Genomic DNA, 21,948 nt, shown 5'->3' with positions numbered 1-21,948 from the left:
CACGTCACCGGTCCAGGCGCAGGGCGAGGCCATCCAGCAACGAGCGCAGGCCCAGCTCGAACAGCTCGTCCAGGTCGAGGTCGTAGCCCTCGCCGGACAGGGTCGTGAGCATCCGCGCGAACACCGGGTAGCGGCCGGAGCCGACCAGCTCCGCCATCGCCGTCGCCTGGCTGTCCATCCACTCGTCCTCCGACAGGCCGGACGAGCCGAGCGCCTGCCGCTCGCGTTCGAGGTGGACCGCGATGCCCTGCACGTGGCTGAAGAACATGACGTGCAGGTCGCACAGGGCGGCGGCGCTCAGACCGAAGCCCTCCAGCGCGGACAGCGCCCACTCCGCGTGCACGGCCAGGTTCGGCAGCGGCAGCGGGCGGGTGATCGGGCTGAGCTGGGCGAGCCACGGGTGCCGCCGGTACAGCGACCACAGGGTGCGCGCGCCGAGCTCCAACCGGGCCCGCCAGCCGTCCGGCGGCCGTGCCGGGTAGCCGCGCTCGCCGAACGCCGCGTCGGCCATCAGCAGGACCAGTTCGTCCTTGCCGGCGACGTGCCGGTAGGGCGACATCGGGGCCACGCCGAGCCGTGCCGCGACGCCGCGCATGGACAGCACGCCGAGCCCCTCGGCGTCCGCGATGGCGATGGCCGCCCGTACCACCCGTTCGCGGGTGAGCTCCGGCTGCCGGGCGCCGTGCACCGGCCGGGGGTTCGCCGGGGCGGCTCGGCGCGGCTCGGCCACCACCGTGCCGGAGCGCGGTTCCGCGCGCACCAGCCCTTCCTGCGCCAACGCGGTGAGCGCCTTGGCGGCGGTGGCCATCGCGACGCCCCACTCGGCGGCGATCCGGCGGGTCGAGGGCACCTTGGCACCCGGCGGCAGCTCGCCCTGCGTGATCCGGCGCCGGAGCTCGTCGACGATGCCCGGGTACCGCGGTCCGGTCGGCACATCCACCCCTGTCTGTACTGGTACAGATTTGAGCTGTACTAGGTCAGTTTTTGCCGTCTCTCAGGCTGGTACGGCACTGTGTGCAGCGTAAACGTACAGCGTATTGCAGCGGAGGAACACCATGCGGAACGTCCTGATCTCCGGGGCCGGCGTCGCCGGTCCGGTCCTGGCCCACTGGCTGCGCCACCACGGCTTCTCGGTGACCGTCGTGGAACGCGCGCCGGGCCCGCGCAAGGGCGGTCAGGCGGTCGACATCCGCGGCGTCGCGCTCGACGTGGTGGACCGGATGGGCCTCGGGGAGCAGGTGCGGGCCGCGCGGACCCGGATGCGCGGGATGTCCGTGCTGGACGGTGACGGCAACGAGCTGTACCGGTCCGAGGAGCACGTCCTGAGCAGCGGCCGGTTGGACGGCGAGGACGTCGAGGTGCTGCGCGAGGACCTGATCGCGATGCTGCACGACGCGACCGCGGACCGGGTCGAGTACGTGTTCGGCGACTCGATCACCGACCTGCGGCAGGACGGGCACGGCGTCCGGGTCGAGTTCGAGCGCGGCGGGTTCCGCACCTTCGACTTCGTGATCGGCGCGGACGGCGCGCACTCCACCGTGCGGCGGCTCGCGTTCGGCCCCGAGGAGCGGTTCGGCACGCACCTCGGTCAGTACCTGGCGATCTTCCCCATGGCCAACCACCTGGACCTGGACAACTGGCAGCTGTGGTTCCAGGACCACGCCTCCGGCGCCGGCGGCGCGATCTACCCGGTGCGCGACAACAGCGAGCTGCGGGTGACGCTCGGGTTCGCGTCCGAGCCGGTCGCCTACGACTACCGGGACGTGCGGCGGCAGAAGGAGCTCGTGGCCGAACGGCTCGCGGGGATGGGCTGGGAGGTCCCGGCGCTGCTGGCCGCCATGGACGGCGCGGACGACTTCTACTTCGACGCCATGGCGCAGATCCACCTGGACGGCTGGTCGACCGGCCGCGTCGCGCTGGTCGGTGACGCCGCCTACTGCGCGTCGGCGTTGTCCGGGCAGGGCACGAGCCTCGCGCTGGTCGGCGCCTACGTGCTGGCGGAGGAGCTGGGCCGGCCCGGCGTCGACCACCCGACCGCGTTCGCGGCCTACGAGCGGCGGATGCGCCCGTTCGTCGCGCTGAACCAGGCGCTGGCCACCGAGAACCCCGCCGGTCCGCCCGCCGAGGAGTCGGTGGACCGCGCCAAGCGCGCGATCTCGCTGGACGACGTCCCGGTCGGCGGCTGAGCCGGTCCGCGAGCCGCCGGGTGGCCCGGCGGCTCGTCCTCGCGGCTCAGGCCCGTTCGAAGACGACCTTGCGGCGCTCGGGGTCGGCCTCCACCAGGCGCACCGCGACCCGTTCGCCTTCCGGCAGGTCCTCGCCCGTGCAGCGGCCCATCACCGGCGGGTGGGTGACGAACACGTCGGCGCCGTTGGCGTCCGCCCGCAGCACCACCGCCTCGAACTCGGTGCCCACCCGGTCGGCCAGGACCCACGCCTCCACCTGGTCCAGGCACGCCCGGTCGACCTTGCTCGCCAACGCGTCCGACCCGCCCATCAGGCCAGGCAGCTGGGGCAGCGCCTTGACCAGCCACGCGGGCACCTCCTCGCCCGCCGTGACGGCCAGGCACACCTCGGTGGCGAAGCGGTCCACCAGGCGGCGCAGCGGCGCGGTCACGTGCGTGTACGGCGCGGCCAGGCCGGCGTGCGTGGAGACCGACGGGACCTCGCCGTTGAACGCCGTGTAGCCCGCGCCGCGCAGCAGCCGGGTCGCGTCGACGAACAACGCCAACGCCTCCGGCCTGCTCGGGTCGAGACCCGCGAGCAACCGCGCCGGGGTCACGCCGTCCGGCCACGGCACGCCGAGCGCGTGCGCGGAGCGGCGCAACGCGTCCACCGCGCCGTCGTCCGCGTCGGGCAGCGTGCGCAGCACCCCGACCTTCGCCGCCAGCATGATCTTGGCCGCGGACATGCCGGTGAGCAGGGAGATCTCCGCGTTCCAGGCGTCCACGTCGGCGCGCGGCCGGACCGCGAGCTTCCAGTCGCCGTCACCGTTCGGCACGATCTCCTGCTCCGGGAGCTGCAGCTCGACCGCGCCCCGGTCCACCGCCCGCTCCCGCCGCAACCGGCCGAAGTCCGGCAGGGCCTCGATCGACGGGTGGGGCGTGCCCGCGTCGAACTGCGCCTGCACGCCCTCGTAGTCGAACTGCGCGGTGGAGCGCACCATCGCCCGCCGCACCCGCACCTCGACGGGCTCGCCGTCCGGGCCGCACTCGAACGTCCACAGCACGGACGGCCGCGTCTGCCCCGGCAGCAGGCTCGCCGCGCCCTCCGACAGCACCGGCGGGTGCAGCGGCACGTTGCCGTCGGGCAGGTACAGCGTCTGGCCGCGCTTGCGCACCTCGGCGTCGAGCGCGCCGTCGGGCACGACGAACACGCCCAGGTCCGCGATCGCGTAGTGCACCCGGAACCCGGACCCGACCCGCTGCACCAGCAGCGCCTGGTCCAGGTCCTTCGCGCCGGGCGGGTCGATCGTCACGAGCGGCAGCGCGGTGGCGTCCTCGCGGTCCGCCCGGCCGACGTCGCGCGACACCGCGGCCTGCGCCTCGGCCATCGCGGCGGCCGGGAACTCACCGGGCAGGCCGAACTCGGTCCGGATGCCGCCGAAGTCCAGGTCCGCTCGGCCGGTGCGGATCACCATGGGGAGCACCCTAAGCCGGCCTCAGCGCTTGCCCCAGTCCTTATCGGCTTTGTCCTCGGCCTTCGTCCGCTCCCGCGCCAGGTCCAGCGCGCGCTGCGCGGTCGCCTCGTCGGGGTAGGGGCCCATGCGGTCGCCACCCCGGCAGCCGACGCCGTGCTCGACCGTCCGGTGGGTCAGGCAGTAGTACCACGCGTTCGGATCAGAAGCCATGCGTCCAGGTTTCCATGCGCGGGAGCGCATGTCATGTTCACCAGCGGGGCGCGGGCGGACCCTGGACCGGCGGCGTCCCCGGCGGCGGGGCCTGCACCGGCAGCGGACCCGACTGCGGGTACACCGGCTGCGGCGGCACGGGCGGCTGCGGGAAACCGCGCGGCGGCGTGTTCTGGTTGGCGTTGGCGTACTCGCCCGGGATCGGGTCGAGCACCGACACCAGCACCGTCCGGTGCTCCGCGTCGGTGATCAGCGCGCCGCTGCGGTCGCGGTAGACCAGCTCGCCGTCCGAGTCGATCTCCACGATCGCGCCCACCTCGGCCAGCTGGTCCTCGTCGAGGTCGACCAGCCGCTCCACCCTGGACGGCACCACCCGGTACACCGGCCAGTTCAGGTGCGCGTACGCGCGGTGGAACTCGGCCAGCAGGTGCGCCATCTGCTGCTGCCACGGCAGCGGCATCGCCTCGACCAGCGACCGCGGCAGCACCGCGTAGGACTGGTCGGTGCCCGGCGGCCGGGTGTTCAGGTAGTCCCGCGTCGGCGTGCTCGACGCGGGCGGCCCGGCGTGGCGCTGGATCGGTTCGTGGTTGAACACCGTCGTGCCTCCCTACACGCCCGGCCGGACGGCCAGCGGCATCAACTCGTGGTAATCCCAGTTGATCTTGCTGATCTTCACCACGTCACCGGTCTGCGGCGCGTGGATGTACTCGTCGTTGCCCAGGTACATCGCCACGTGGTGGACGGTGACCGGGTCGGCCGGGTCGGTCGCCCAGAAGATCAGGTCACCGGCCTTGGCCTCGCGCACCGGCAGGTACGCGCCTCCGGACATGTACTGGTCGTTCGCCACCCGCGGGATCTTCACGCCGGCCTCCGCGAACGCCTTGACCAGGATGCCGGAGCAGTCCCACTGGTCGGGCCCGTTGCCGCCCCACAGGTAGGGCTCGCCGAGCTGGGCCTTGGTGAACTCGATCGCGGTGCCGGCCGCGTTCGACGCGAGCAGGTAGTCGCCCGCGCCCTCGCCGCACCCGGCGGGGTCGCTGACGTCGCCCTCCTGGCCGATCAGGAACGCGGCCATGGCCTCCCACTTGTGGTACCGGTCGGGGAAGGCCGACCGCTCCACGTCCTGGGCCGAGTCGCCGGGCCGCTGCTCCTGCCATTCGGGCAGCTTGAGCAGCACGTCGTAGAACTTGTTGATCGCGTACTCGGGGTCGGTCACCTGCTGCGGCGTGCCCCAACCCATCGACGGGCGCATCTGGAAGATGCCCAGCGAGTCGCGGTCGCCGTAGTCGAGGCTGCGCAGGGTGGACTCGGTCATGCCCGCCTGGATGGCGACCTGCCAGGCCAGCGGCGGCAGCTGGCGCTTGCGACCGATGGAGATGATGTTCGCGACGGTGGTGCGCTGCTCGTCGGTGAGGCGGTCCGCCTCCGAGCGGCCCCTGACCTCGGCGCCGGCCTGCCACGGGCCGAGCGAGGCGTTGCAGCTCGCCATGCGGATGCCGGCGGCCTCCTCCGACGGGGTGTTCTCCTTGAGTACGGTCGACACGCCGTTGGTCACGGTCACGACGACGACCGCGACCACCGCGGTGACCACGAGCCCGATCTTCAGCATCTCAGCCCACCTTGTCGAACTCGTGCACGCGCCAACCCTCGGGGAGCTTCACCACGGTCACGATCAGCTTCCCCTCCTCCAGCTGCGCCTCGAACTCCGCCGATTCGGTGAACGACTTGATCGGCTTGAGCGGCTGGTCGATCACCACCGGCACGTTCGCCGGTTCGATCGACGCCAACCGAGGGAACAGCTCGTCGGACGTGTGGGGCTTGAGCCCGGCCAGCCACTTCTCCTTGGTCGTCTTGCCCGCCTGGTAGGAGCTGAACGCGTCCACCCACATGTCGGCCACCAGCCGGGCGTCCGCGTTGACCGGCGCCGAGCTGGGTGCGGGCGTGGGGCTCGACGCCTTGGTGGGCAACGGGGTCGACGTCACGGTCGGCAGCACGCCGATCTGGTTGCCGCCGCTGCCGCCGGTCACGACGGTCGACGTGGTGCCCGCCTGGCCGCCACCGCCGGTCCGCGGCTTGAGCACGGCCGGGATCACCGTGCTGATCACGGTGATCAGCACGACCACGCCGATGATCGTGGCGCCGAGGTGCCGGGGCGAGCGCAACGGCCAGCCCCACAGGCGTCGGTACACGGCCGCGCGGCCGCGATTGGTGCGGATCGGCATCAGCTGTCCCTGACCTCGAGGCCGCGTGACGGCCGGTAGATCACGTGGACCTGTCGTCCGGCCACGACCTCGGTCTCCGCGCGTCGCGGCCCCGGCACGGTGGGCGCGTCCAGGACCCGACCGGTCCCGCCGACCCGCGACGGCACCAGGACCGCTTCGTCGAGCCGGTCGTAGTTCCGGTCCGCGATGGGCGGCGCGTCGACCACCCGCGACCGCCCGGACGGCAGCGCCGCCGGACCGCCGTGCGCGCCGGAGGGCAGCGCCGCCGTGCGGTTCCCGCTGACGCCGACGCCCAGCTCGCCCACGCTGTTGCCGGCCCGGTCCAACCGCTGCGCGGTCGCCGCCACCGGGTTGGCCGCCTCGGGCCGCACCCGCCGCCGGTCGCGCTGCGGCACCTCGGGGCCGTCCGGGTCCGCGTCGCGCACGGTGTCCCAGAACTCCTCCTGCGGCGACGGTCCCTCCCTGCGCTTGCGCAGCCGGGACAGGACGCCGCCGCGCATCGGCAGCGCGCTGCTCGCGGAGCCGACGGACATCTCGACCATCTGCCACATCCGGCGCAGCGGTTTGCCGACCACGAAGCACACCAGCGTCAGCATCAACCCGAGCAGCGCCTTGGTCAGCAGCGTCAACCCGCTCGCGTTGAAGATCGCCTGGAGCAGCAGCGCGTGCGTGCCCGCCAGCACCGCCAGCACCAGCACGTTGAACACCGTCACGGCCGCCGCGCGGGCGACCTTGCGCAGCAGGTCGTGGTGGATCAGCGCGACGAGGCCGATGAGCGGGCCCGCCAACGTGAACACCCGCAGCAGCAGTTGCGCCAGCAGCACCGCGGCCTTCGCGAACAGCTGGAACAACGAGAACGCGACGGCCTGCAGCAGCGACAGGAACCCGGCGCCGGTGCGGCCGCCGTCCTCGCCGCTGAAGTAGCCCTTCGACGCGCCGAGCTGCGCGTAGACGTCCTTGTACTCGGCCTTCTTGCGGTCGAGCGCGGCCTGGTCGCCGTCCTTGTGGTCGGCCAGTTCCTGCACCGTCCACGCCTGCGCGCCCAGCAGCTTCGGGCCGAAGTCGTGGGCCTGCGGCGCCTCGGGCGAGCCGAACTCGCCGCGCAGCCAGCTCTGGTAGACCACCGAGTCGTGCAGCCGCGACGGCAGCACGTCCAGCTGGTCCTGGCCCGGCTCGACGCTGATGAACCCGGCCTGGATCTCCGAGGTCTTGGTGACCAACGTGTTGTCCAGCAGGTCGTAGAACTGCGGCAGCGCCAGGGTGGACGTCGCCAGCCACATCGCGGCCAGCGCCCACAACCCGCGCTTGCTGATCGACGCCAGGTCGCCCTGCCAGATCTGGCGGAACATCAGCACCGCCAGGATCAGCGCGACCAGGCCGAACCAGCGCAGGTAGACGTTGTCGTAGACGCGCTGGACGCCGCCCTTCACCGCCTCGTCCAGCGGTTGCAGCAGGCCCTGGCCGACGACGGTGTAGTGCAGGGCGTTCGTCGCGCCGACGATGTTCTTGCCGACGTTGAACAGCTGGTTGCCCATCCAGGTGTCCAGCACCGGGGTGGCGTTGGGCACCAGGCACTTCTCCTGGTAGGTGTGCCAGACCATGCCCGCGTACCCGTAGTTGAGGTACGGCGTCTCCGGCAGGCCGTTGCCGATCGGCGGGTCGACCGCGCCGACCATGCCCGACCCCGGCCGTTCCGGGTTCGGCGCCTCACCGCACGGCGCGGCCTGGGCCGGCATCGCGCCGACGACCACCTGCAGGCCGACGATCGCGACCACCACGGCCATCGCGCGCCACCGCGCGCGGCTCGGCTTGCCGACGGCCACCGCGTGCTCTTGGGCGTGTCTGAAACGCCGTCGCGCGCGCAGCGCGACGGCGACCAGCGCCACCAGGACGAGGATGGTCATGCGGTCCCTTCCCGGCCCGGTCGGCGGTTTCCTCCCTCGCCGTGCGCCGAGTCGACCAGCTCGTCGGTCAACCCGACCTCCAGGTCGGCCGCCAGCTCGTCGTCGTACTCGTCGCTGTACTGCTCGGCGTAGGCGAACGGGTCCTGCGGCGGCGAGGACACCTCGACCTCGGTCGAGTCCGCGCCCTCGCGCAGGGCGTCCGGCGTGGTGTCGAGCGCGTTGCGCAGGTGCTCCAGGTGCGGTCCGGAGAAGTCCACCCGGATCCGCTCCACGCCGCCCGCGCCGTCGCCGAAGATGAACTGCCGCGGCGCGCGGTCGCGTTCGACGTTGGTGCGGACACCGCCGGGACGGCGGCCCAGCGACGCCACGACCTGCTCGTAGCCGGCGCCCACCGGCACCTTGAGCAGCCGCAACGCGTCGGCCTGGGCGTTGTCGTCGTCCAACCGGCCGACGAACACCGAGTCGAGCAGGGTGACGAACCCCTGGATCTTCAGGAAGTCCGCCGGGATCTGGGACGACAGCAGCACGCGGACGTTCCACTTGCGGGAGTCGCGGGCGAACCGGTTCATCAGCACGCGACCGGTCGGGACCTCGGACAGGAAGAACGCCTCGTCGATCCAGACGCCCTTGCGCAGGTCCTTGGGCCGCTCGTAGATCGACCGCTGGGTCAGCCACGCGGCGAGGTTCAGCATCTCCACGCCGAGCGCTTCCGCGTCCGTCCAGTGCTCGCGGCCCACGCCGTCCTTCGGCAGGTTCAGGCCCGCCATGGTCAGCACGGTCAGCCGGTCGTCGCGCGCCTCGTTGTACGGGTCGGCGTCCTGCTCGGGGATGAGCAGCGACATGCGCTCCCGCATCTCGTCGAGGAAGTCCGCGACGACGACCGCGTGCTCGTGGTGCTCGCTCGCGTCCCGGCGCAGCGCCTCGAACACCAGACCGGGGTGCGCGTCGGGCCGGCCGCCGACCGTGCGGACCGCGCGCAGCAGCACGATCCGGGTCTGCGGCAGCCGGGCCACCTCGTACGGCAGCAGGCCGGACAGCACGTCCAGCACCAGGCGTCGGCGGGTGGCCGCGGCCAGCGCGCGCTCGCGCCGCCAGGCCCGTTCCGGGTCCTCCTCGTCCATGAAGTGGTCGAGCTGCGGCTCGGCCACCACCCGGTACGGGTTGAGGATGCCCGCCTGGGCGTTGAGCAGGTTGATCGGTCGGGCGTAGGGCTTGAGCTCGGGCAGCTCGCACAGCGCGGCCAGCGGGCCGGACGGGTCGAGCAGCGTCCAGTGCGCCCCGGCGCGCAGCGTCTTGTAGACGATGCCGCCGCCGAGGAACGACTTGCCCGCGCCCAGGCCCGCGACCATCGCGGTCAGGCCGGACGAGTCGCGCAGCTCCTGCGCCATCCACGGGTCCCAGGCCACGGGGCGGCGGGTCGCCGTCACCGTCTCGCCCAGGAGGATGCCGCGCCGGTCGCCCACCTCGGCGGTGGCGGTCGGGACGGCGCTCGCCGCCCACAGCACCGAGCCGCGGCGCAGGTAGGCCGAGGACGACAGCGGCTCGCCGGGGATGAACTCGCGGGCGATCGCGTACTGCGCCTCGGGGTGCTCGATGGCCACCTTCGGCTTGTAGAGGTCGAGCAGGCCCTGGGCCAGGCGCAGCGCCTCGCGCTCGGTCGGCCCGGACACCGCGAGCCGCCACCAGCTGCGCACCCGCGTGCCCAGCGCGGTGAAGCCCGACGTCATCTCGTCGTCGATCTCCAGCACCCGCGACGCCTGCCGCGCCAACGACTGCGGCGGGTCCAGCTCGTGCTCGTCGGTGTAGTGGCGCACCTGCGAGCGCACCTTGCTCATCTGCCGCTGCAGCTCGCCGGAGACCTCTTCGGGACGCCGCACGTAGATCCGCGCCGACCACTCCACCGCGGCGGGCAGCCGGTCCGAGCGCTGCACCCACGGGTCGTCCTGCTCGGGGATCTGCAGGCCGTGCATCAGGCCCACGGTGAGCACGGCGACGTGCCGCTTGATGCCCGCGTTCGAGCCGGTGCGGCCCCGGACGGTGACCGTCGGGGAGTACGGCTCCTGGTGGAAGTCCGCCGCGTCGGTGAACGACGCCAGGTCCTCCGGCTCCCACGGCGCACCCGGCACGGCGGGCAGGTTGCGCGGCGCGGGCAGGCCCAGCGAGCACGACCGGTGCATCAGCCAGGACATCTCCTCGGCCGTGGCCGGCCGGCCCTCGAGGCCCGCGGAGCCGATCACCTGGTCGAGGTGGTCGATCTCGGACTCGATGGCGACCAGCTCGGCGTCCACCGCGTCCGGGAAGACCTTGCGCAGCACGGGGGCGGCGCGTTCGACCGCGCGGTCCATCATGTTGCGGGTCTGCACCTGGACGCCGAGGTAGACCTCCTTCTCCGCCATCGACCGGCCCATCAGCTGCTGCTGCTCGCCGACCATGTAGTCGTCGAAGCTCAGCGTGCCGGGGGTGTCGGGCAGCCGCCGCACGGCGTTGTGCACGTGCGCCTCGGCCCACATCCGGATCGGGTAGGGCCGGGTCGTCACGCGCAGGTGCATCCAGCGGCCCTGCAGCTCGGCGTACTGGCCCGCGATCGCCGCGATCAGGTCCTGGCGCTGCGAGTCCGACCGGAACGACCAGCGCTGCGGCGCGAGCCGGTACCAGGCGTAGACCTCCTGGCCGGTGCGCAGCAGGTGGCCGTCGATGCTGCGGGCGGCGATCGACGGTGTGTAGCTCGGCACCGACTGCTCGCCCGGCAGGCGGCGACCCCTCTTGCTGTAGACCTTGCGGTCGTCGCGCGCGGCGGCGGCGTGCTGGGCCACGTGCGCAGCGGATCGTCGGTCACGGTCACGCCGGCGTCCGAACACCGCGCACCTCCTTCTGACGGCGGTCTTGCTGCGTGCGGTGCTGGGATCGGGTGGCGGCGCTCGCGCGTTTCGCCACCTTCTTCTGACGCCTGCGGGGGCGCTGCGGGTTGACCCGGATCCGGGCGGCGCTGGCCGCGCCACCCCGACCCGACGTCGTCTCCCGCGGCGAGGTCAGCTCGCGCACCCACATCGTCATCACCGACGACAGCGGGCGCTCGTGGCTGATCCGGGCGCAGATGAACCTGGTCAGCGCGACTGTGACCACGAAGCCCCAGCCGGTGTTGATGAAGTCGAAACCGAAGCCGAGCTGGCGCTGGACAGCGGTGACCAGCAGGAACACCACGATGCCGACACCCCACGCGACGTAACGCGCACGCCACGGGAAGGTCGCCTTGGGCGGGCCGAGCCAGACGGCGTCGACCCGGTAGACCTCGTCGTCAGTGCGTACCCGCAAGGGTCACCCGCCGGTGAACAGGCCCGCGATCCACGAGCCGATGTTGGCGCCCGCGTTCGTGGTCACGGCCAGTCCGATGATCGCCAACGCGATGATGACGCCGCCCAGGCGGCGCATGACCCCCGCGTTGTCGCCCTTGCCGCCGCCGAGCCAGAGCAGCAGGACCGCGACGGTCAGCAAGAGCAGGGGGACCAGGTTGTCGAGGATCCACTGGCGCACCCCGCCTGTGCCCAGGGCGGGCGGCTGCTGGGCGAGTGTTACCAGGGTCAAGGCGGTCATCTCGTACTCCTGAGTACGCAGGACTTCGCCGGGCGGGCCGAGGGGTGCCCGTCCGGTTGGTGCGCTATCGAGTAGAACACGTCTTCGTCACCAGGTGTATCTGGCGATCAGCGGTGCGTAGATCAAGAACCGTTCCCCTGGCAGTGGATTACGTCTAATCTGACCACGAACATCATGGTTGGGGGGAAGCCGGTGGAGAACCGACGTCCCCGGATTCTCCCGATTGCTGAGATAGTTCACCCGACTGCGAACCCCCTGGTCACGCACAGTGTGCACGACCTCAAGCCCACTTCCCGCCGGGCACCTCGACTCCCCCGTCCGGCCGAGCGGCGGGCACCCGAACGGCCCGTGTGCCGACGTGACGAAGCCGAGGAGGCTCGCCGATGACCCAGCCGCCCGAGGCCGTGCCCGAACCAGCCACCGGAGTGAACGAGATCACCGTCTCCGTCACCGTCTCGGGCGAAGATCAGGTTACCGGTGGGGACCGACAAACCGGGCGGCGGGTGCAGCGGACGGTCAACTTCGACCAGGACGTGCTGGCCCGCGCGCGGGCGGCGGCGACCTACCTGGCGGCGTACGAGGCGACTGCGGGAGTGCGCAGCCTGGCCGACATCGTCAACCCGGCCGTCGAGGCCTACGTGGCCGAGCTGGAGCGCCGCTACAACAACGGCGAGGCCTTCCGCCCGGTGTTCCGCATGCCGCCGGGCCGCCCCTCCCGCCGCGCCTAGCCCGCGTGTCCTACCTCCGGACCGCGAGAGTCCTACGTTCACGTCGCGAGAGTCCTACGTCCAGGACACCCGAGTTGAACGCTCAGCGCACCCGGACGGCGCGAAGGGGCCCCTTCCCACCCCCAGGCGCGGAAGGGACCCCTCGGTCACGCGGTGCGGGTCAGCTGGACCCGGAGATGCGCCAGTAGCCGTTGGTCGGCAGGGTGTCCGGGCCGACCGGGCCCTTGTTCCAGAAGTAGTCGTTGAAGTTGGCGAGCCCGCCGGAGCCGATCGGGCCCATGGTCGACCACGTCACGGACGCCGGCTGGGTGTCGATCGACGCCTGCGCCCACGCGTCGCGGACCTTCATCGGCCGGTTCCAGAACAGGAACGGCGTCCGCACGAGGTAGTTGGCGAACTTCCCGCCGTGCACGGCGCTGTGGTACGACACGGTGTCGAAGCTGTTGATCTGGTGCAGGCCGCGGAACGCCCGGCCCCAGCGCGTCGCCCAGCTCTGCCCGCCCGACGAGCCCTTCAGGATCGAGCAGGTGAACAGGCTCATCCACTCGACGTCGCGGTTGCCCCACCGGGCGTCGTTGTTCGACAGGAACGTGTCGGTGTTGCTGCTGCACCCGGCGAACGAGAAGCCGGTCGGCGAGCCGTGGCCCTGCCAGTACGTCAGGTCGACGTCGTCGGCGTAGAGCTGGTCCTGGCCGCCCGCGAACACCGGGTCCTTGAAGTCGCGCTCCCAGGCGTTCTGGTTGAGCCAGCTGAACTGCACCGGCACGCCCGCGGCGGTGAACCTGTTGTTGAACGACGCCAGGTTGCTCCCCGTCCACGGCAGGCCGGAGCACGGGCCGGTGCCCTCGCTGCCGACGTCGACCCGGTTGGTCCACTGCGGGCTGAACGCGGTCTCCGCGCGCGGCGGCTGACCCTCGCCCGGCTGCGGCAGCCGGGCGTCCACGGCCGCGCCCACGATGACCGACTGGACCTCCGCGCCGTCGGCGTTCAGGCCCTCGCACCGCAGACCCGGTTCCAGCCGACCGACCTTCTCCGCCAGCGCGGGCGCCTCGTACACGTACGACACGGTGGTCGGCCGCACGCTCGTGCCGAAGACCTCGGCGCACCGGTCCCGGCCCTCGTCCAGGGTCAGCACCGGCACGGTGCCCGACTTCACCACGTCACGCGTGCTGTGGGTGAGGCCCGTGACGGCGCCCTGCCCGTCGAACGCCACGCGGAGCTTCGCGCCCGGCCCCTCCAGCGGCACGCCGTCGAGGGTGAAGGCGAACGACACCGCGGTGTCCAGCGGTGCGGTGAGCACGGGCTTCTCGCCCGCGTCGACGACCTCGAACGTCGTCTGCCGGGCGGTGGGGGTGGCGTTGCCGGGCAGCAGCCCGGCCCCGCGCAGGGCTTCGAGGGCCTTCTTGGTGGCGTCCTCGACCGGGATGGCGCGCAGCCGTTGCAGGGCGTCGAGGTCGAGCGCCGTCAGCGTGGTGCCGGCGCCGTCCTCGTCCGGCTTGCCCGCGCCCCTGTCCAGGCCGGGCACGCGCAAGTAGGTCGCCTCGTCGGCGAACGACACCGAGCCGTCCTCGGCGCGCTGGACGTCCTTGAGGCCGAACGCGCGTTGCAGGGCCGCGGCCTGGTCCGGGGTGAGGCCGGTGGACCGGACCTCGTACACCGGCAGCTCCGCCGGTGCGGCCGCGGCGGTGGCGGCGGACCCGGTGATGGCCGCCGCGGCCGTCAGGCCGGTCAGGGCGAGCCAGGTGGTGGCTCGCCGTCTCGTGGTGGACATGGTTTCCCCTCCTCGTGGTACCGCGGGGCAGGGCCCGCGGTCTGCGGGGAGGACTCACGCCGGAGGGGGTTGATACCGACAACCACTCGAACGGCCCCACTTGTGTAACACCGTTGCGCGACAAGGGATCTACAGGCGGACACCCAGGTCGGCACCGCGGCGGAACGCGTCCGGCCGAACGGGCGCGGTCGGACGCGGGAAGGGGCGGATGAGTCGGACCGTAAGCCGGATTCTGTTCCCGGGCGCCTCGCGGCGGTCCCGTTCGGCGGCCATCCATCTCGGCCTGCCGTCGCCGGCAGGCTCTTGCGGCCTACCCGCAGGCATCGGGCGGGCAGCCCTCGAACGCCTGCGCAGGTGCCTCGCGGCACCCTCTTGGCCTTGCTCCGGGTGGGGTTTACCTAGCCGTTCCCGTCACCGGGGACGCTGGTGGTCTCTTACACCACCGTTTCACCCTTACCCCGGCTCGCACCGGGGCGGTCTGTTCTCTGTGGCACTGTCCCGAGGGTCGCCCCTGGTTGCCGTTGACAACCACCCTGCCCTGTGGAGTCCGGACTTTCCTCGGCGGCGGGTCCCGGGGGACCCGTCGACGCGGCCGCCCTGCCGACTCATCCGCGGGCACCAGGGTACCGGCGGGTTCCCAGGCTGTGGAACCAGGTGTGCGAAACCTTGTCGTGATGTGGGCTTGCTGCTCTACTCGCAACCATGGCAGGAATCGGGGGACTCACCCGCCGCCGGCACGTCGACTTCGGCCGCACCGCCGCCGCGATCTGTTGTCGCTGACAGTTTTTACCTCGTACCCAGAGCCTTTTCCCGAAAGGTGTCAGCGATCCATGTCCTCCATTCTGATGATTTCCGGCGGTCCTTCACCGACGTCCCGGACCGGCGTCCTCGTCGCGCACGTGGACGGGTTGCTGCGCGCGGCCGGGTACGGGGTGCAGACCCTGCACGTCCGCCAACTCCCGACGTTGCCGCTGCTCACCGAGGACCTGAGGGACCCGGAGATCGGTGACGCGGTCGCCGCGGTGCTGCGCGCGGACGGCATCGTCGTCGCCAGCCCGGTCTACCGCGCGGCCTACAGCGGTCTGGTCAAGGCGCTGGTCGACCTGTTGCCGAAGAAGGCGTTGCGCGGTCGGGTGATCCTCCCGTTGGCGACCGGCGGCAGCCAGGGATTCCTGGTCGCGATGGACTACGCGTTGAACCCGCTGCTCGCGAGCAAAGGCGCGGATTCCGTGTTGCGCGGTCAATTCGTGCTGGACTCCGACATCGACGGCGGGACGATCGCGCCGAGGGCCGCGGTCGCCATCGGTGACGCGGTGGACCGGTTCGCCCTCGCGGTCGAGGACGCCCGGTTCCGACGCGAGCGCCCCCGCCTGCGGCCCGCGGGCTAGCCCGGGGTGTTCGGGGCTAGCCCAGGTGCGAGGTGTCGTTGACCAGCCGCACGGAGGCGAGGCCGTCGGGGTAGAACTCGACCACCGACAGCGACGCGAGGTCCAGGTGCAGCCGGAACAGCAGCGACGGGCCGACGTCCAGCGCCATCCGCAGCAGCGACTTGATCGGCGTGACGTGGCTGACCACGACGACGTTCGCGCCCCCGAAGCGGGACACGATGCCGTTGCGGGCCCGCCGCACCCGGTGGTGCACCTGGTCGAAGCTCTCGCCGCCGGGCGGTGGCACGGACGGGTCGCCCAGCCAGCGCCGGTGCACGTCGGGGTCGCGCTCGGCGGCCTCGGAGAAGGTCAGGCCCTCCCACGCGCCGAAGTCGGTCTCGATCAGGTCGTCGTCCCACGAGAGCTCCGCGCCGGTGGCCTCCGCGACGGCCCCCGCCGTCTCCCGCGCCCGCCCCAGCGGCGACGACACCACCGCGGTCAGGCCCTCGACCTTGGCCAACCGGCGGGCCGCGGCCTCGGCCTGCTCACGGCCGACGTCGGTCAGCGGCGGGTTGCCGCGCCCGGAGTAGCGGCGGGCCACCGACAGCTCGGTCTGGCCGTGCCGCAGCAGGTAGAGCCGGGTCGGCTCACCGACCGCGCCGGTCCACGACACGGGTGAGGTGACCGCCGAGTCCGCCAACCGCTGCTCCGGCCGGGCCTCCGACTGCCGTGCCCCCGGCCGGGTCTCCGTCTGGCGGGTCTCCGACGGCCGAGCCGCGGGATCGGTCCTGGGCACGCCCGCCTGCTCGTCCATCGCCAGGTTCGCCAGCCGGTCGGCCCGCCGGTTGCGCTCGCGCGGGATCCACTCGTAAGCCACCCGGTCGAACGCGCGCGCCGCCTCACGGGCCTCCGCGGCCAGCGGCTGCATGGACGGGTGCTTGACCTTCCACCGGCCCGACATCTGCTCGACCACGAGCTTGGAGTCCATCCGCACGTCCACGGCGGACGCGCCGACCTCCGCCGCCGCGCGCAGCCCCGCGATGAGCCCCTGGTACTCGGCGACGTTGTTGGTGGCCACGCCGATCCCCGCGGACCGCTCGGCCAGCACCGCGCCCGACTCGTCGAGCACCACGGCCCCGTACCCGGCGGGCCCGGGGTTGCCGCGGGAGCCGCCGTCGGCCTCGACGACGACCCTCACAGACCCGATTCCCCGGTGCGCACCATGATCGCGCCGCACTCCTCGCACTGGATGACCTCGTCCGCCGCGGACTCCTTGACCTTGGCGAACGCGTTGCGGTCCAGCTCGATGCGGCACGCGCCGCAGCGCCGCGACTGCAGCAGCGCCGCGCCGATGCCCTTGTGCGTGCGCACCCGGTCGTACAGCGCCAGCAGCGGCTCGGGGAACGAGCCGGTCATCAGCTTGCGGTCGGAGGTGCGCTTGGTCTCGGTCGACTCCAGGTCGGCCAGCGCGCTGTCCCGGCGGCGGGCCGCGTCCGACAGCGCCTCCTGCGCCTTGTCCAGCGCGACCCGGGCGTGCTGGATGTCGGCCTCGACGGCCTCGCGGCGTTCCATCAGCTCCAGCAGGTCGTCCTCCAGCGCGGCGCGGCGGCGGCCGAGGGTGGCCAGCTCGTGCTCCAGGTCGGTGAGCTGCTTGGCGCCGACGGAGCCGCCCTGCAGCAGCTTGCGGTCGCGCTCCTCGCGGGCCCGGACCTGGTCGATCTCGGTCTCCTGCCGCTTGACCTCGCGCGCCAGGTCGCCCAGGGTCGTCTCGATGGTGGTCAGCGCGTCCGTCTTGGCGCGGACCTGCTTCTCCGCCTCCGCGATCTCCGCGATCTCGGGCAGCGTGCGGCGCCGATGGGTGACGCGCGACAGTTCGGCGTCGACCTGGGCGAGGTCGAGCAGCCTGCGCTGCACGGCGGGATCGGCTTTCACTGGGATCCTCCTGTTCGGCTCGTCACGCCGACGGTCCACGGGTCGGTCCGGCGGGTCGAGACGAGGACTTCGACGGTACCGCCGAAGGCGGTGCGCACGACGTGCGCCGCCTGCTCGCACCACGGCCACTCACCGGCCCAGTGCGCCACGTCGACCAGCGCGGGTCCGCCCGCGGCCAGGTGCTCGCCCGCCGGGTGGTGGCGCAGGTCCGAGGTGACGTAGGCGTCCACGCCCGCGCGTGCCGCGGCGGTCAGGTAGCTGTCGCCCGCGCCGCCGCACACCGCGACGCGGCGGATCGGCCGGTCCGGGTCGCCGGCCGCCCGCACGCCCCACGCCGTCGCGGGCAGCGCGTCCGCGACGCGCCGGGCGAAGTCGCGCAGCGGTTCGGGGTGGTCGAGCTCACCGATGCGGCCGGTGCCGGTGCGCGAGTGCGGTTCGGGTGCGGGGACCAGCGGGCCGGTGACGCGCAGGCCGAGGGCGTCGGCCAGGGCGTCCGAGACGCCGGGGTCGGCCACGTCGGCATTGGTGTGCGCGGTGTAGAGGCCGACGCCGGAGCGGATGAGCCGGTGCACCAGCGCGCCCTTGGGGTCGTCGGCGGGCACGCCCGTGACGCCGCGCAGCATCAGCGGGTGGTGCGCCACCAGGAGCTGGGCGCCGACCTCGACCGCCTCGTCCACTGTGGACTCGGCGGGGTCGACGCAGAACAGCACCCTGGACACGGGTTCGGCGCGGTCGCCGCAGACGAGGCCGACGGCGTCCCACGACTCCGCGGTCGCGGGCGGGTAGACCGCCTCCAGCGCGGCCAGCACGTCCCCGAGCGTCGTCACCACTCCTCCAGCACGACTCGCAGCGCGTCCACCAGCACGTCGAACTCCTCCGGCGCGCGGACGGCGACGCGCAGGTGGTCGGGGGTCAGACCGGGGAACGTGTCGCCCCGCCGCACGGCGATCCCCTTGTGCCGCAACGCTTCGCGCACCCTCCGCCCCTCCGGCACCCGCAGCAGCAGGAACGGCGCGTCCGGCGGCACGACCACCAGGTCACCCAGGCGGGCGACGGCGTGCGCGGTGTGCTCCCGCGCCTCGCGCGCCAGCGCCTCGGCCTCCGCCACGGCCGCCGGCTCGCAGCACGCCGTGACGGCCTCCAGCACCAGGCTGCCCACCGGCCACTGCGGGCGGGTCAGCGCGAGCCGTTCCAGCAGCAGCGGCGACCCCAGCAGGTAGCCCGCGCGCAGGCCGGCCAGCCCCCACGTCTTGGTCAGGCTGCGCAGCACCAGCAGGCCCGGCACGTCGGCCCGCCCGGCCAGCGACTCCGGCTCGCCGGGCGCGGTGTCCGCGAACGCCTCGTCGACCACCAGCACCCGGCCGGGCCGGCTCAGCGACGCCACGACCTCCGCCGGGTGCAGCACGGACGTCGGGTTGGTCGGGTTGCCCAGCACCACTAGGTCGGCCTCGTCGGGCACCAGGTCGGGCCGCAGCCGGTAGTCGTCCTCGGGCCACAGCTGCACGCGGTGCACCGGCACGCCCGCGTCCCGCAGCGCCACCTCCGGCTCGGTGAACGACGGGTGCACCACCGCGGCCAGGCCGGGGTGCAGGTTGGGCAGCAGCGCGAAGCCCTCGGCGGCGCCGTTGAGCACCAGCACCTCGTCGGGGGTCCGCCCGTGCCTCGCGGCGACGGCGGCGCGGGCGCGTTCGTCGGCGGCGGCGGCCGGGTAGGAGCCCAGGCCGTCGAGCGCGGCCACCAGCCGGTCCCGCAGCCACGCGGGCGGTGCCGGCACCCGCACGTTCACCGCGAAGTCGACGAGCCCGGGTGCGGCGTCGACGTCCCCGTGGTGGCGCAGCAGCGCCCGGCCGGAATCCTGGCTGGTCATCGGCGCGAGTCTAGGCGACCTGCGCCGGCCGGCCCGCGCTCTACCCCATCTGGGAGGCGGCCCAGTCCAGGTAGGCGCCCGGCAGCTCGCGCAGGATGCCCAGCGCCTCGGAGTCGGGCAGGTCCGGCAGCGCGGCCACCGCCCGCGCGGCCAGCGACGTGCAGTGCGCGAGGGTGTCCGCGACCAGGCTGGTCTGCCGCAGCTCGGCCAGCAGGCCGGTCAGCTCGGCGTCGGTCAGCTCGCGACCGCGTCGGGCCAGCAACGCGCGCTGGTCGTCGGTCAACGCCCGCAGCAGCGGCACCGTGTAGACGCCCTGGCGGATGTCGTTGCCGACCGGCTTGCCGAGCCGCTGCGCGGTGGACGCGAGGTCCAGCAGGTCGTCGAGGAGCTGGAACAGCAGGCCGAACAGCGCGCCGAACCGGGCCATCGCGGCGGTGGTCGCCTCGTCGGCGTCGGCGCAGTGCGCGGCCAGCACGCAGCCCACCTCGAACAGCGCGCCGGTCTTGAGCTCGATGGACCGCAGGGCGTTGTCCGGGCTGCGGTGCGCGTCGTAGAGGTCGACGACCTCCAGCACCTGACCCTCCACCAGGTCGGTGACGGCCCGCGCGAGCGCGCGCGCGGCGAACGGCGAGATCCGGTCCAGCGCGGCCTGGCTGGCGCGGGCCAGCATGAAGTCGCCCACCAGGACGGCCGGACCGGTGCCCCAGTCCGCGTTGACCGTGCGCACGCCGCGGCGTTCCTCGGCGTTGTCCATCAGGTCGTCGTGCACGAGCGACCCGGCGTGCAGCAGTTCGACGCACGCGGCGGCGGTGACGGCCTTGGGGGTGATCGTGCCCGACACGGCCAGCGAACCGGCCAGGACGAGCACCGAGCGCAGCCTCTTGCCGCCCGCGCCGGTGATGCGGCCGGTGAAGGTGTTCACGATCGGCAGCGACGACGACGTCGCCAGCTCCCTGATCTGGTCCTCGACCTCCGGCAGCGCCCTGGCGAGCGCCGGCATGGAGGGCACGGCGGACGGCCGCTGGTCTGACGATCGCACGGTGGACACGCGGTGATCGTCCCGCCCCCGACCTGAGAGCCCGCTGAGACGATCGGACGCCCCCCGGACGCCGACCCGTTCCGGCGGTCAGAGCATCGAGGCGGTCACCGCGAAGAACAGCAGGGCGAGGCTCAGCACCAGGTGCACCACCGAGGGGACCTCCCGGCCCGCACGGCACAGCGTCGGTTCGATCACCACCGGTCGCCGCCCGGCCTGTTCGTCCCGGACCACCGAGACCTCTTCCCGGACACCCGTTCCGAAATGGACGGACGAACCCCGCGCACGATCCAGGTGTGACTCATTCACGTTCCTTCCCGACACATTCCCCACGCCTTTGGCTTCGGGAAGGCGGGCCAGTTCGTTACTCGTTATCACGCTTTCTCAGACTCTCTTCCGCCGCTGACAGCAACCGGGCCCGATCCTGCCGGGCCAGCAGCTCCCGTTCCCGCTCACGCACCCATGCTCGCACGTCGTCGGCCTCAAAGCCGGCTGCTTCCCGGTAGAACCCGTCCTCGAACCACCACCACACCCGAATGCCGTACGCGGCAATGCGCACGGGCTGTTCCCGACGCAACACGTCGAGTGACGAGAAATCAGCGACCAGCACCGGAGGGCACCCCGTGCCGACGAAGAAATACCTTTTCCGGAACAAGAGACCACGGTCGGTGAAGAATCCCGCGTTGGGATCCGGCACCGGTCCGCCGGGTGAGGTCACCGGCCGTGGCCGGGCGAACACGGGCGTCTCCGGCCACGAGCGGCGGCGCACCGCCACCGCCACCCCGGCGGCCGCCAGGACCGCGAGCAGCACGACGATCGCGACCACGACCCCGGACATGCGTCAAACCCCCAACAAGAGCCGGTGACCGGGGAACCGCGCGCGTGGCGGGCCACCGCTCGCCGGCGCACCTCGCGACAGCCGACCTGGCAGACTCGCCTGCCGTGACGCTGACCGTCTCGTTCATCTGCACCGGCAACATCTGCCGGTCCCCCGTGGCCGCGATCATATTCCGCGAGCACCTGCGCCGCGCCGGGCTGGGTGATCTTGTGGAGGTGACCAGCGCGGGCACCGGCGGCTGGCACGTGGGCGACCCGGCCGACCCGCGCGCGGCCAGGTCGTTGGCCGACAACGGCTACCCCACCGAGCACACCGCCGCCCAGGTCGGTGACGACCACCTCGACGCGGACCTGCTGGTCGCGCTCGACTCCGGGCACGCGCGGGCGCTGCGGCGGATGGTCGACGACCCGGACCGGGTCCGGCTGCTGCGCTCGTTCGACCCGGACGCGGACGGCGTGGACGTGCCCGACCCGTACTACGGCGACGAGCCGGGGTTCGACCGCGTGGTGGAGATGGTGGAAGCGGCCGTGCCGGGGCTGCTGGCGTGGGTGCGCGAGCGGCTGTGACCGCGGCGGGGGCGGCGGGCGGGCTGACCGGCGTGCCGGCCGTCGAGGTCCGGCCGCTGGGCGGCGCGGTGTGGGCGGTCGACCTGGCCGACGGCGACCGGGTCGTCGTCAAGCGGCACGACGGGGCGCACGCGGTGGTGGCCGAGGCCGCGTCGCTGCGGTGGCTGGCCGAGCCGGACGGCCCACCGGTGCCGCGGGTCCGCGCGCACGACGGGCGGTGGCTGGTGATCGACCACGTCGAGCCGGGACGGCCGTCGCCGGGTGCCGCGGAGGAGTT

At 72.9% G+C, this 21,948-nt stretch carries 22 protein-coding genes, 1 other RNA gene and 1 pseudogene; 5 read left to right on the top strand and 19 right to left on the bottom strand.

What is annotated here, in order from left to right; all coding sequences use genetic code 11:
• Window positions 1–4: 4 nt before the first annotated feature.
• A complete protein-coding gene (locus AB0G02_RS07940) occupies window positions 5–934 on the bottom strand; it encodes a TetR/AcrR family transcriptional regulator C-terminal domain-containing protein (protein ID WP_360791031.1) in 930 nt (309 codons plus the stop codon).
• A 121-nt stretch (window positions 935–1,055) separates the two neighbouring features.
• Here AB0G02_RS07940 and AB0G02_RS07935 point away from each other — a divergent pair, with 121 nt between their 5' ends.
• Complete coding sequence (locus AB0G02_RS07935; protein WP_360791028.1) at window positions 1,056–2,186, top strand: FAD-dependent monooxygenase; 1,131 nt, start codon at window positions 1,056–1,058, stop codon at window positions 2,184–2,186.
• A gap of 46 nt (window positions 2,187–2,232) precedes the next feature.
• Here the strand turns inward: AB0G02_RS07935 and AB0G02_RS07930 are convergent, their stop codons facing one another.
• From AB0G02_RS07930 to AB0G02_RS07890, 9 genes are read right to left on the bottom strand one after another with little or no spacing between them, the layout of a single operon-like run.
• Window positions 2,233–3,639, bottom strand: coding sequence for an RNB domain-containing ribonuclease (locus AB0G02_RS07930; RefSeq protein ID WP_360791026.1), 1,407 nt, complete (start codon window positions 3,637–3,639; stop codon window positions 2,233–2,235).
• Window positions 3,640–3,660: 21 nt separating this feature from the next.
• On the bottom strand, window positions 3,661–3,849 hold the full coding sequence (locus AB0G02_RS07925) for a hypothetical protein (RefSeq protein WP_360791023.1): 189 nt from the start codon (window positions 3,847–3,849) through the stop codon (window positions 3,661–3,663).
• Between the two features lie 37 nt (window positions 3,850–3,886).
• On the bottom strand, window positions 3,887–4,444 hold the full coding sequence (locus AB0G02_RS07920; protein WP_360791020.1) for a hypothetical protein: 558 nt from the start codon (window positions 4,442–4,444) through the stop codon (window positions 3,887–3,889).
• 12 nt (window positions 4,445–4,456) lie between these two features.
• On the bottom strand, window positions 4,457–5,458 hold the full coding sequence (locus tag AB0G02_RS07915) for a C40 family peptidase (RefSeq protein ID WP_360791016.1): 1,002 nt from the start codon (window positions 5,456–5,458) through the stop codon (window positions 4,457–4,459).
• 1 nt (window position 5,459) lies between these two features.
• Window positions 5,460–6,071, bottom strand: a complete 612-nt coding sequence (locus AB0G02_RS07910; protein WP_360791013.1) for a hypothetical protein — start codon at window positions 6,069–6,071, stop codon at window positions 5,460–5,462.
• Window positions 6,071–7,975, bottom strand: coding sequence for a hypothetical protein (locus AB0G02_RS07905; RefSeq protein ID WP_360791010.1), 1,905 nt, complete (start codon window positions 7,973–7,975; stop codon window positions 6,071–6,073). Before AB0G02_RS07905 ends, AB0G02_RS07910 begins: the two co-directional genes overlap by 1 nt.
• Window positions 7,972–10,788 (bottom strand): ATP-binding protein, encoded by a 2,817-nt coding sequence (locus tag AB0G02_RS07900; protein WP_360791007.1) that lies wholly within the window; start codon window positions 10,786–10,788, stop codon window positions 7,972–7,974. Before AB0G02_RS07900 ends, AB0G02_RS07905 begins: the two co-directional genes overlap by 4 nt.
• A gap of 25 nt (window positions 10,789–10,813) precedes the next feature.
• Complete coding sequence (locus AB0G02_RS07895) at window positions 10,814–11,287, bottom strand: hypothetical protein (RefSeq protein WP_360791004.1); 474 nt, start codon at window positions 11,285–11,287, stop codon at window positions 10,814–10,816.
• A 3-nt stretch (window positions 11,288–11,290) separates the two neighbouring features.
• Entirely contained in the window at window positions 11,291–11,566 is a 276-nt protein-coding gene (locus AB0G02_RS07890) for a hypothetical protein (protein ID WP_360791001.1), read from the bottom strand.
• 383 nt (window positions 11,567–11,949) lie between these two features.
• On the opposite strand from AB0G02_RS07890, the gene AB0G02_RS07885 reads away from it, so the two are divergent.
• Window positions 11,950–12,294 carry a hypothetical protein gene (locus tag AB0G02_RS07885; protein WP_360790998.1) on the top strand — a complete coding sequence of 115 codons (345 nt, stop codon included), beginning with the start codon at window positions 11,950–11,952 and terminating at the stop codon, window positions 12,292–12,294.
• Window positions 12,295–12,454: 160 nt separating this feature from the next.
• Here the strand turns inward: AB0G02_RS07885 and AB0G02_RS07880 are convergent, their stop codons facing one another.
• Both AB0G02_RS07880 and rnpB read right to left on the bottom strand, forming a co-directional pair.
• Window positions 12,455–14,065: a DUF6345 domain-containing protein gene (locus AB0G02_RS07880; protein ID WP_360790995.1), complete on the bottom strand. Its 1,611-nt coding sequence runs from the start codon at window positions 14,063–14,065 to the stop codon at window positions 12,455–12,457.
• A gap of 205 nt (window positions 14,066–14,270) precedes the next feature.
• Window positions 14,271–14,673: RNase P RNA component class A (gene rnpB / locus AB0G02_RS07875), an RNA gene on the bottom strand.
• A gap of 222 nt (window positions 14,674–14,895) precedes the next feature.
• Here rnpB and ssuE point away from each other — a divergent pair.
• Complete coding sequence (gene ssuE / locus AB0G02_RS07870; protein WP_360790992.1) at window positions 14,896–15,453, top strand: NADPH-dependent FMN reductase; 558 nt, start codon at window positions 14,896–14,898, stop codon at window positions 15,451–15,453.
• Window positions 15,454–15,469: 16 nt separating this feature from the next.
• On the opposite strand, the gene AB0G02_RS07865 is transcribed toward ssuE, so the two are convergent.
• The 7 genes from AB0G02_RS07865 to AB0G02_RS07835 form a co-directional block, all read right to left on the bottom strand.
• Window positions 15,470–16,630: a bifunctional RNase H/acid phosphatase gene (locus AB0G02_RS07865; RefSeq protein WP_360790989.1), complete on the bottom strand. Its 1,161-nt coding sequence runs from the start codon at window positions 16,628–16,630 to the stop codon at window positions 15,470–15,472.
• Window positions 16,627–17,364, bottom strand: coding sequence for a C4-type zinc ribbon domain-containing protein (locus AB0G02_RS07860; RefSeq protein ID WP_360790986.1), 738 nt, complete (start codon window positions 17,362–17,364; stop codon window positions 16,627–16,629). The genes AB0G02_RS07865 and AB0G02_RS07860 overlap by 4 nt, the downstream gene beginning before the upstream one ends.
• The gene (locus tag AB0G02_RS07855; protein ID WP_360790983.1) at window positions 17,361–18,191 is read right to left on the bottom strand and encodes a Nif3-like dinuclear metal center hexameric protein; all 831 of its coding nucleotides are present in this window, start codon (window positions 18,189–18,191) and stop codon (window positions 17,361–17,363) included. The genes AB0G02_RS07860 and AB0G02_RS07855 overlap by 4 nt, the downstream gene beginning before the upstream one ends.
• On the bottom strand, window positions 18,188–19,231 hold the full coding sequence (cobC, locus tag AB0G02_RS07850) for an Rv2231c family pyridoxal phosphate-dependent protein CobC (protein WP_360790980.1): 1,044 nt from the start codon (window positions 19,229–19,231) through the stop codon (window positions 18,188–18,190). The genes AB0G02_RS07855 and cobC overlap by 4 nt, the downstream gene beginning before the upstream one ends.
• A gap of 40 nt (window positions 19,232–19,271) precedes the next feature.
• Window positions 19,272–20,279 carry a polyprenyl synthetase family protein gene (locus AB0G02_RS07845; RefSeq protein WP_360790977.1) on the bottom strand — a complete coding sequence of 336 codons (1,008 nt, stop codon included), beginning with the start codon at window positions 20,277–20,279 and terminating at the stop codon, window positions 19,272–19,274.
• 78 nt (window positions 20,280–20,357) lie between these two features.
• Window positions 20,358–20,501: a hypothetical protein gene (locus tag AB0G02_RS07840; protein ID WP_360790974.1), complete on the bottom strand. Its 144-nt coding sequence runs from the start codon at window positions 20,499–20,501 to the stop codon at window positions 20,358–20,360.
• 130 nt (window positions 20,502–20,631) lie between these two features.
• Window positions 20,632–21,105, bottom strand: coding sequence for a hypothetical protein (locus tag AB0G02_RS07835; RefSeq protein ID WP_360790971.1), 474 nt, complete (start codon window positions 21,103–21,105; stop codon window positions 20,632–20,634).
• A gap of 110 nt (window positions 21,106–21,215) precedes the next feature.
• Here AB0G02_RS07835 and AB0G02_RS07830 point away from each other — a divergent pair, with 110 nt between their 5' ends.
• Window positions 21,216–21,671: a low molecular weight protein-tyrosine-phosphatase gene (locus tag AB0G02_RS07830; protein ID WP_360791048.1), complete on the top strand. Its 456-nt coding sequence runs from the start codon at window positions 21,216–21,218 to the stop codon at window positions 21,669–21,671.
• Window positions 21,668–21,948, top strand: a pseudogene (locus AB0G02_RS07825) (fructosamine kinase); the annotation flags it as partial. The gene AB0G02_RS07830 and the pseudogene AB0G02_RS07825, both read left to right, overlap by 4 nt.

The sequence above is a fragment of the Actinosynnema sp. NPDC023658 genome (assembly GCF_040639995.1).
Lineage (GTDB): Bacteria > Actinomycetota > Actinomycetes > Mycobacteriales > Pseudonocardiaceae > Actinosynnema.
The sequence above is the reverse complement of the archived record's forward strand: the minus strand, read 5'-3'. Positions and strand labels throughout refer to the sequence as shown.

Bases quoted from the DNA above. Each gene is read 5' to 3' on its own strand.
- AB0G02_RS07935 (WP_360791028.1), top strand. From the start codon at position 1,056: ATGCGGAACGTCCTGATCTCCGGGGCCGGCGTCGCCGGTCCGGTCCTG.
- AB0G02_RS07930 (WP_360791026.1), bottom strand. From the start codon at position 3,639: ATGGTGATCCGCACCGGCCGAGCGGACCTGGACTTCGGCGGCATCCGG.
- AB0G02_RS07925 (WP_360791023.1), bottom strand. From the start codon at position 3,849: ATGGCTTCTGATCCGAACGCGTGGTACTACTGCCTGACCCACCGGACG.
- AB0G02_RS07915 (WP_360791016.1), bottom strand. From the start codon at position 5,458: ATGCTGAAGATCGGGCTCGTGGTCACCGCGGTGGTCGCGGTCGTCGTC.
- AB0G02_RS07910 (WP_360791013.1), bottom strand. From the start codon at position 6,071: ATGCCGATCCGCACCAATCGCGGCCGCGCGGCCGTGTACCGACGCCTG.
- AB0G02_RS07905 (WP_360791010.1), bottom strand. From the start codon at position 7,975: ATGACCATCCTCGTCCTGGTGGCGCTGGTCGCCGTCGCGCTGCGCGCG.
- AB0G02_RS07890 (WP_360791001.1), bottom strand. From the start codon at position 11,566: ATGACCGCCTTGACCCTGGTAACACTCGCCCAGCAGCCGCCCGCCCTG.
- AB0G02_RS07885 (WP_360790998.1), top strand. From the start codon at position 11,950: ATGACCCAGCCGCCCGAGGCCGTGCCCGAACCAGCCACCGGAGTGAAC.
- AB0G02_RS07880 (WP_360790995.1), bottom strand. From the start codon at position 14,065: ATGTCCACCACGAGACGGCGAGCCACCACCTGGCTCGCCCTGACCGGC.
- ssuE (WP_360790992.1), top strand. From the start codon at position 14,896: ATGTCCTCCATTCTGATGATTTCCGGCGGTCCTTCACCGACGTCCCGG.
- cobC (WP_360790980.1), bottom strand. From the start codon at position 19,231: ATGACCAGCCAGGATTCCGGCCGGGCGCTGCTGCGCCACCACGGGGAC.
- AB0G02_RS07835 (WP_360790971.1), bottom strand. From the start codon at position 21,105: ATGTCCGGGGTCGTGGTCGCGATCGTCGTGCTGCTCGCGGTCCTGGCG.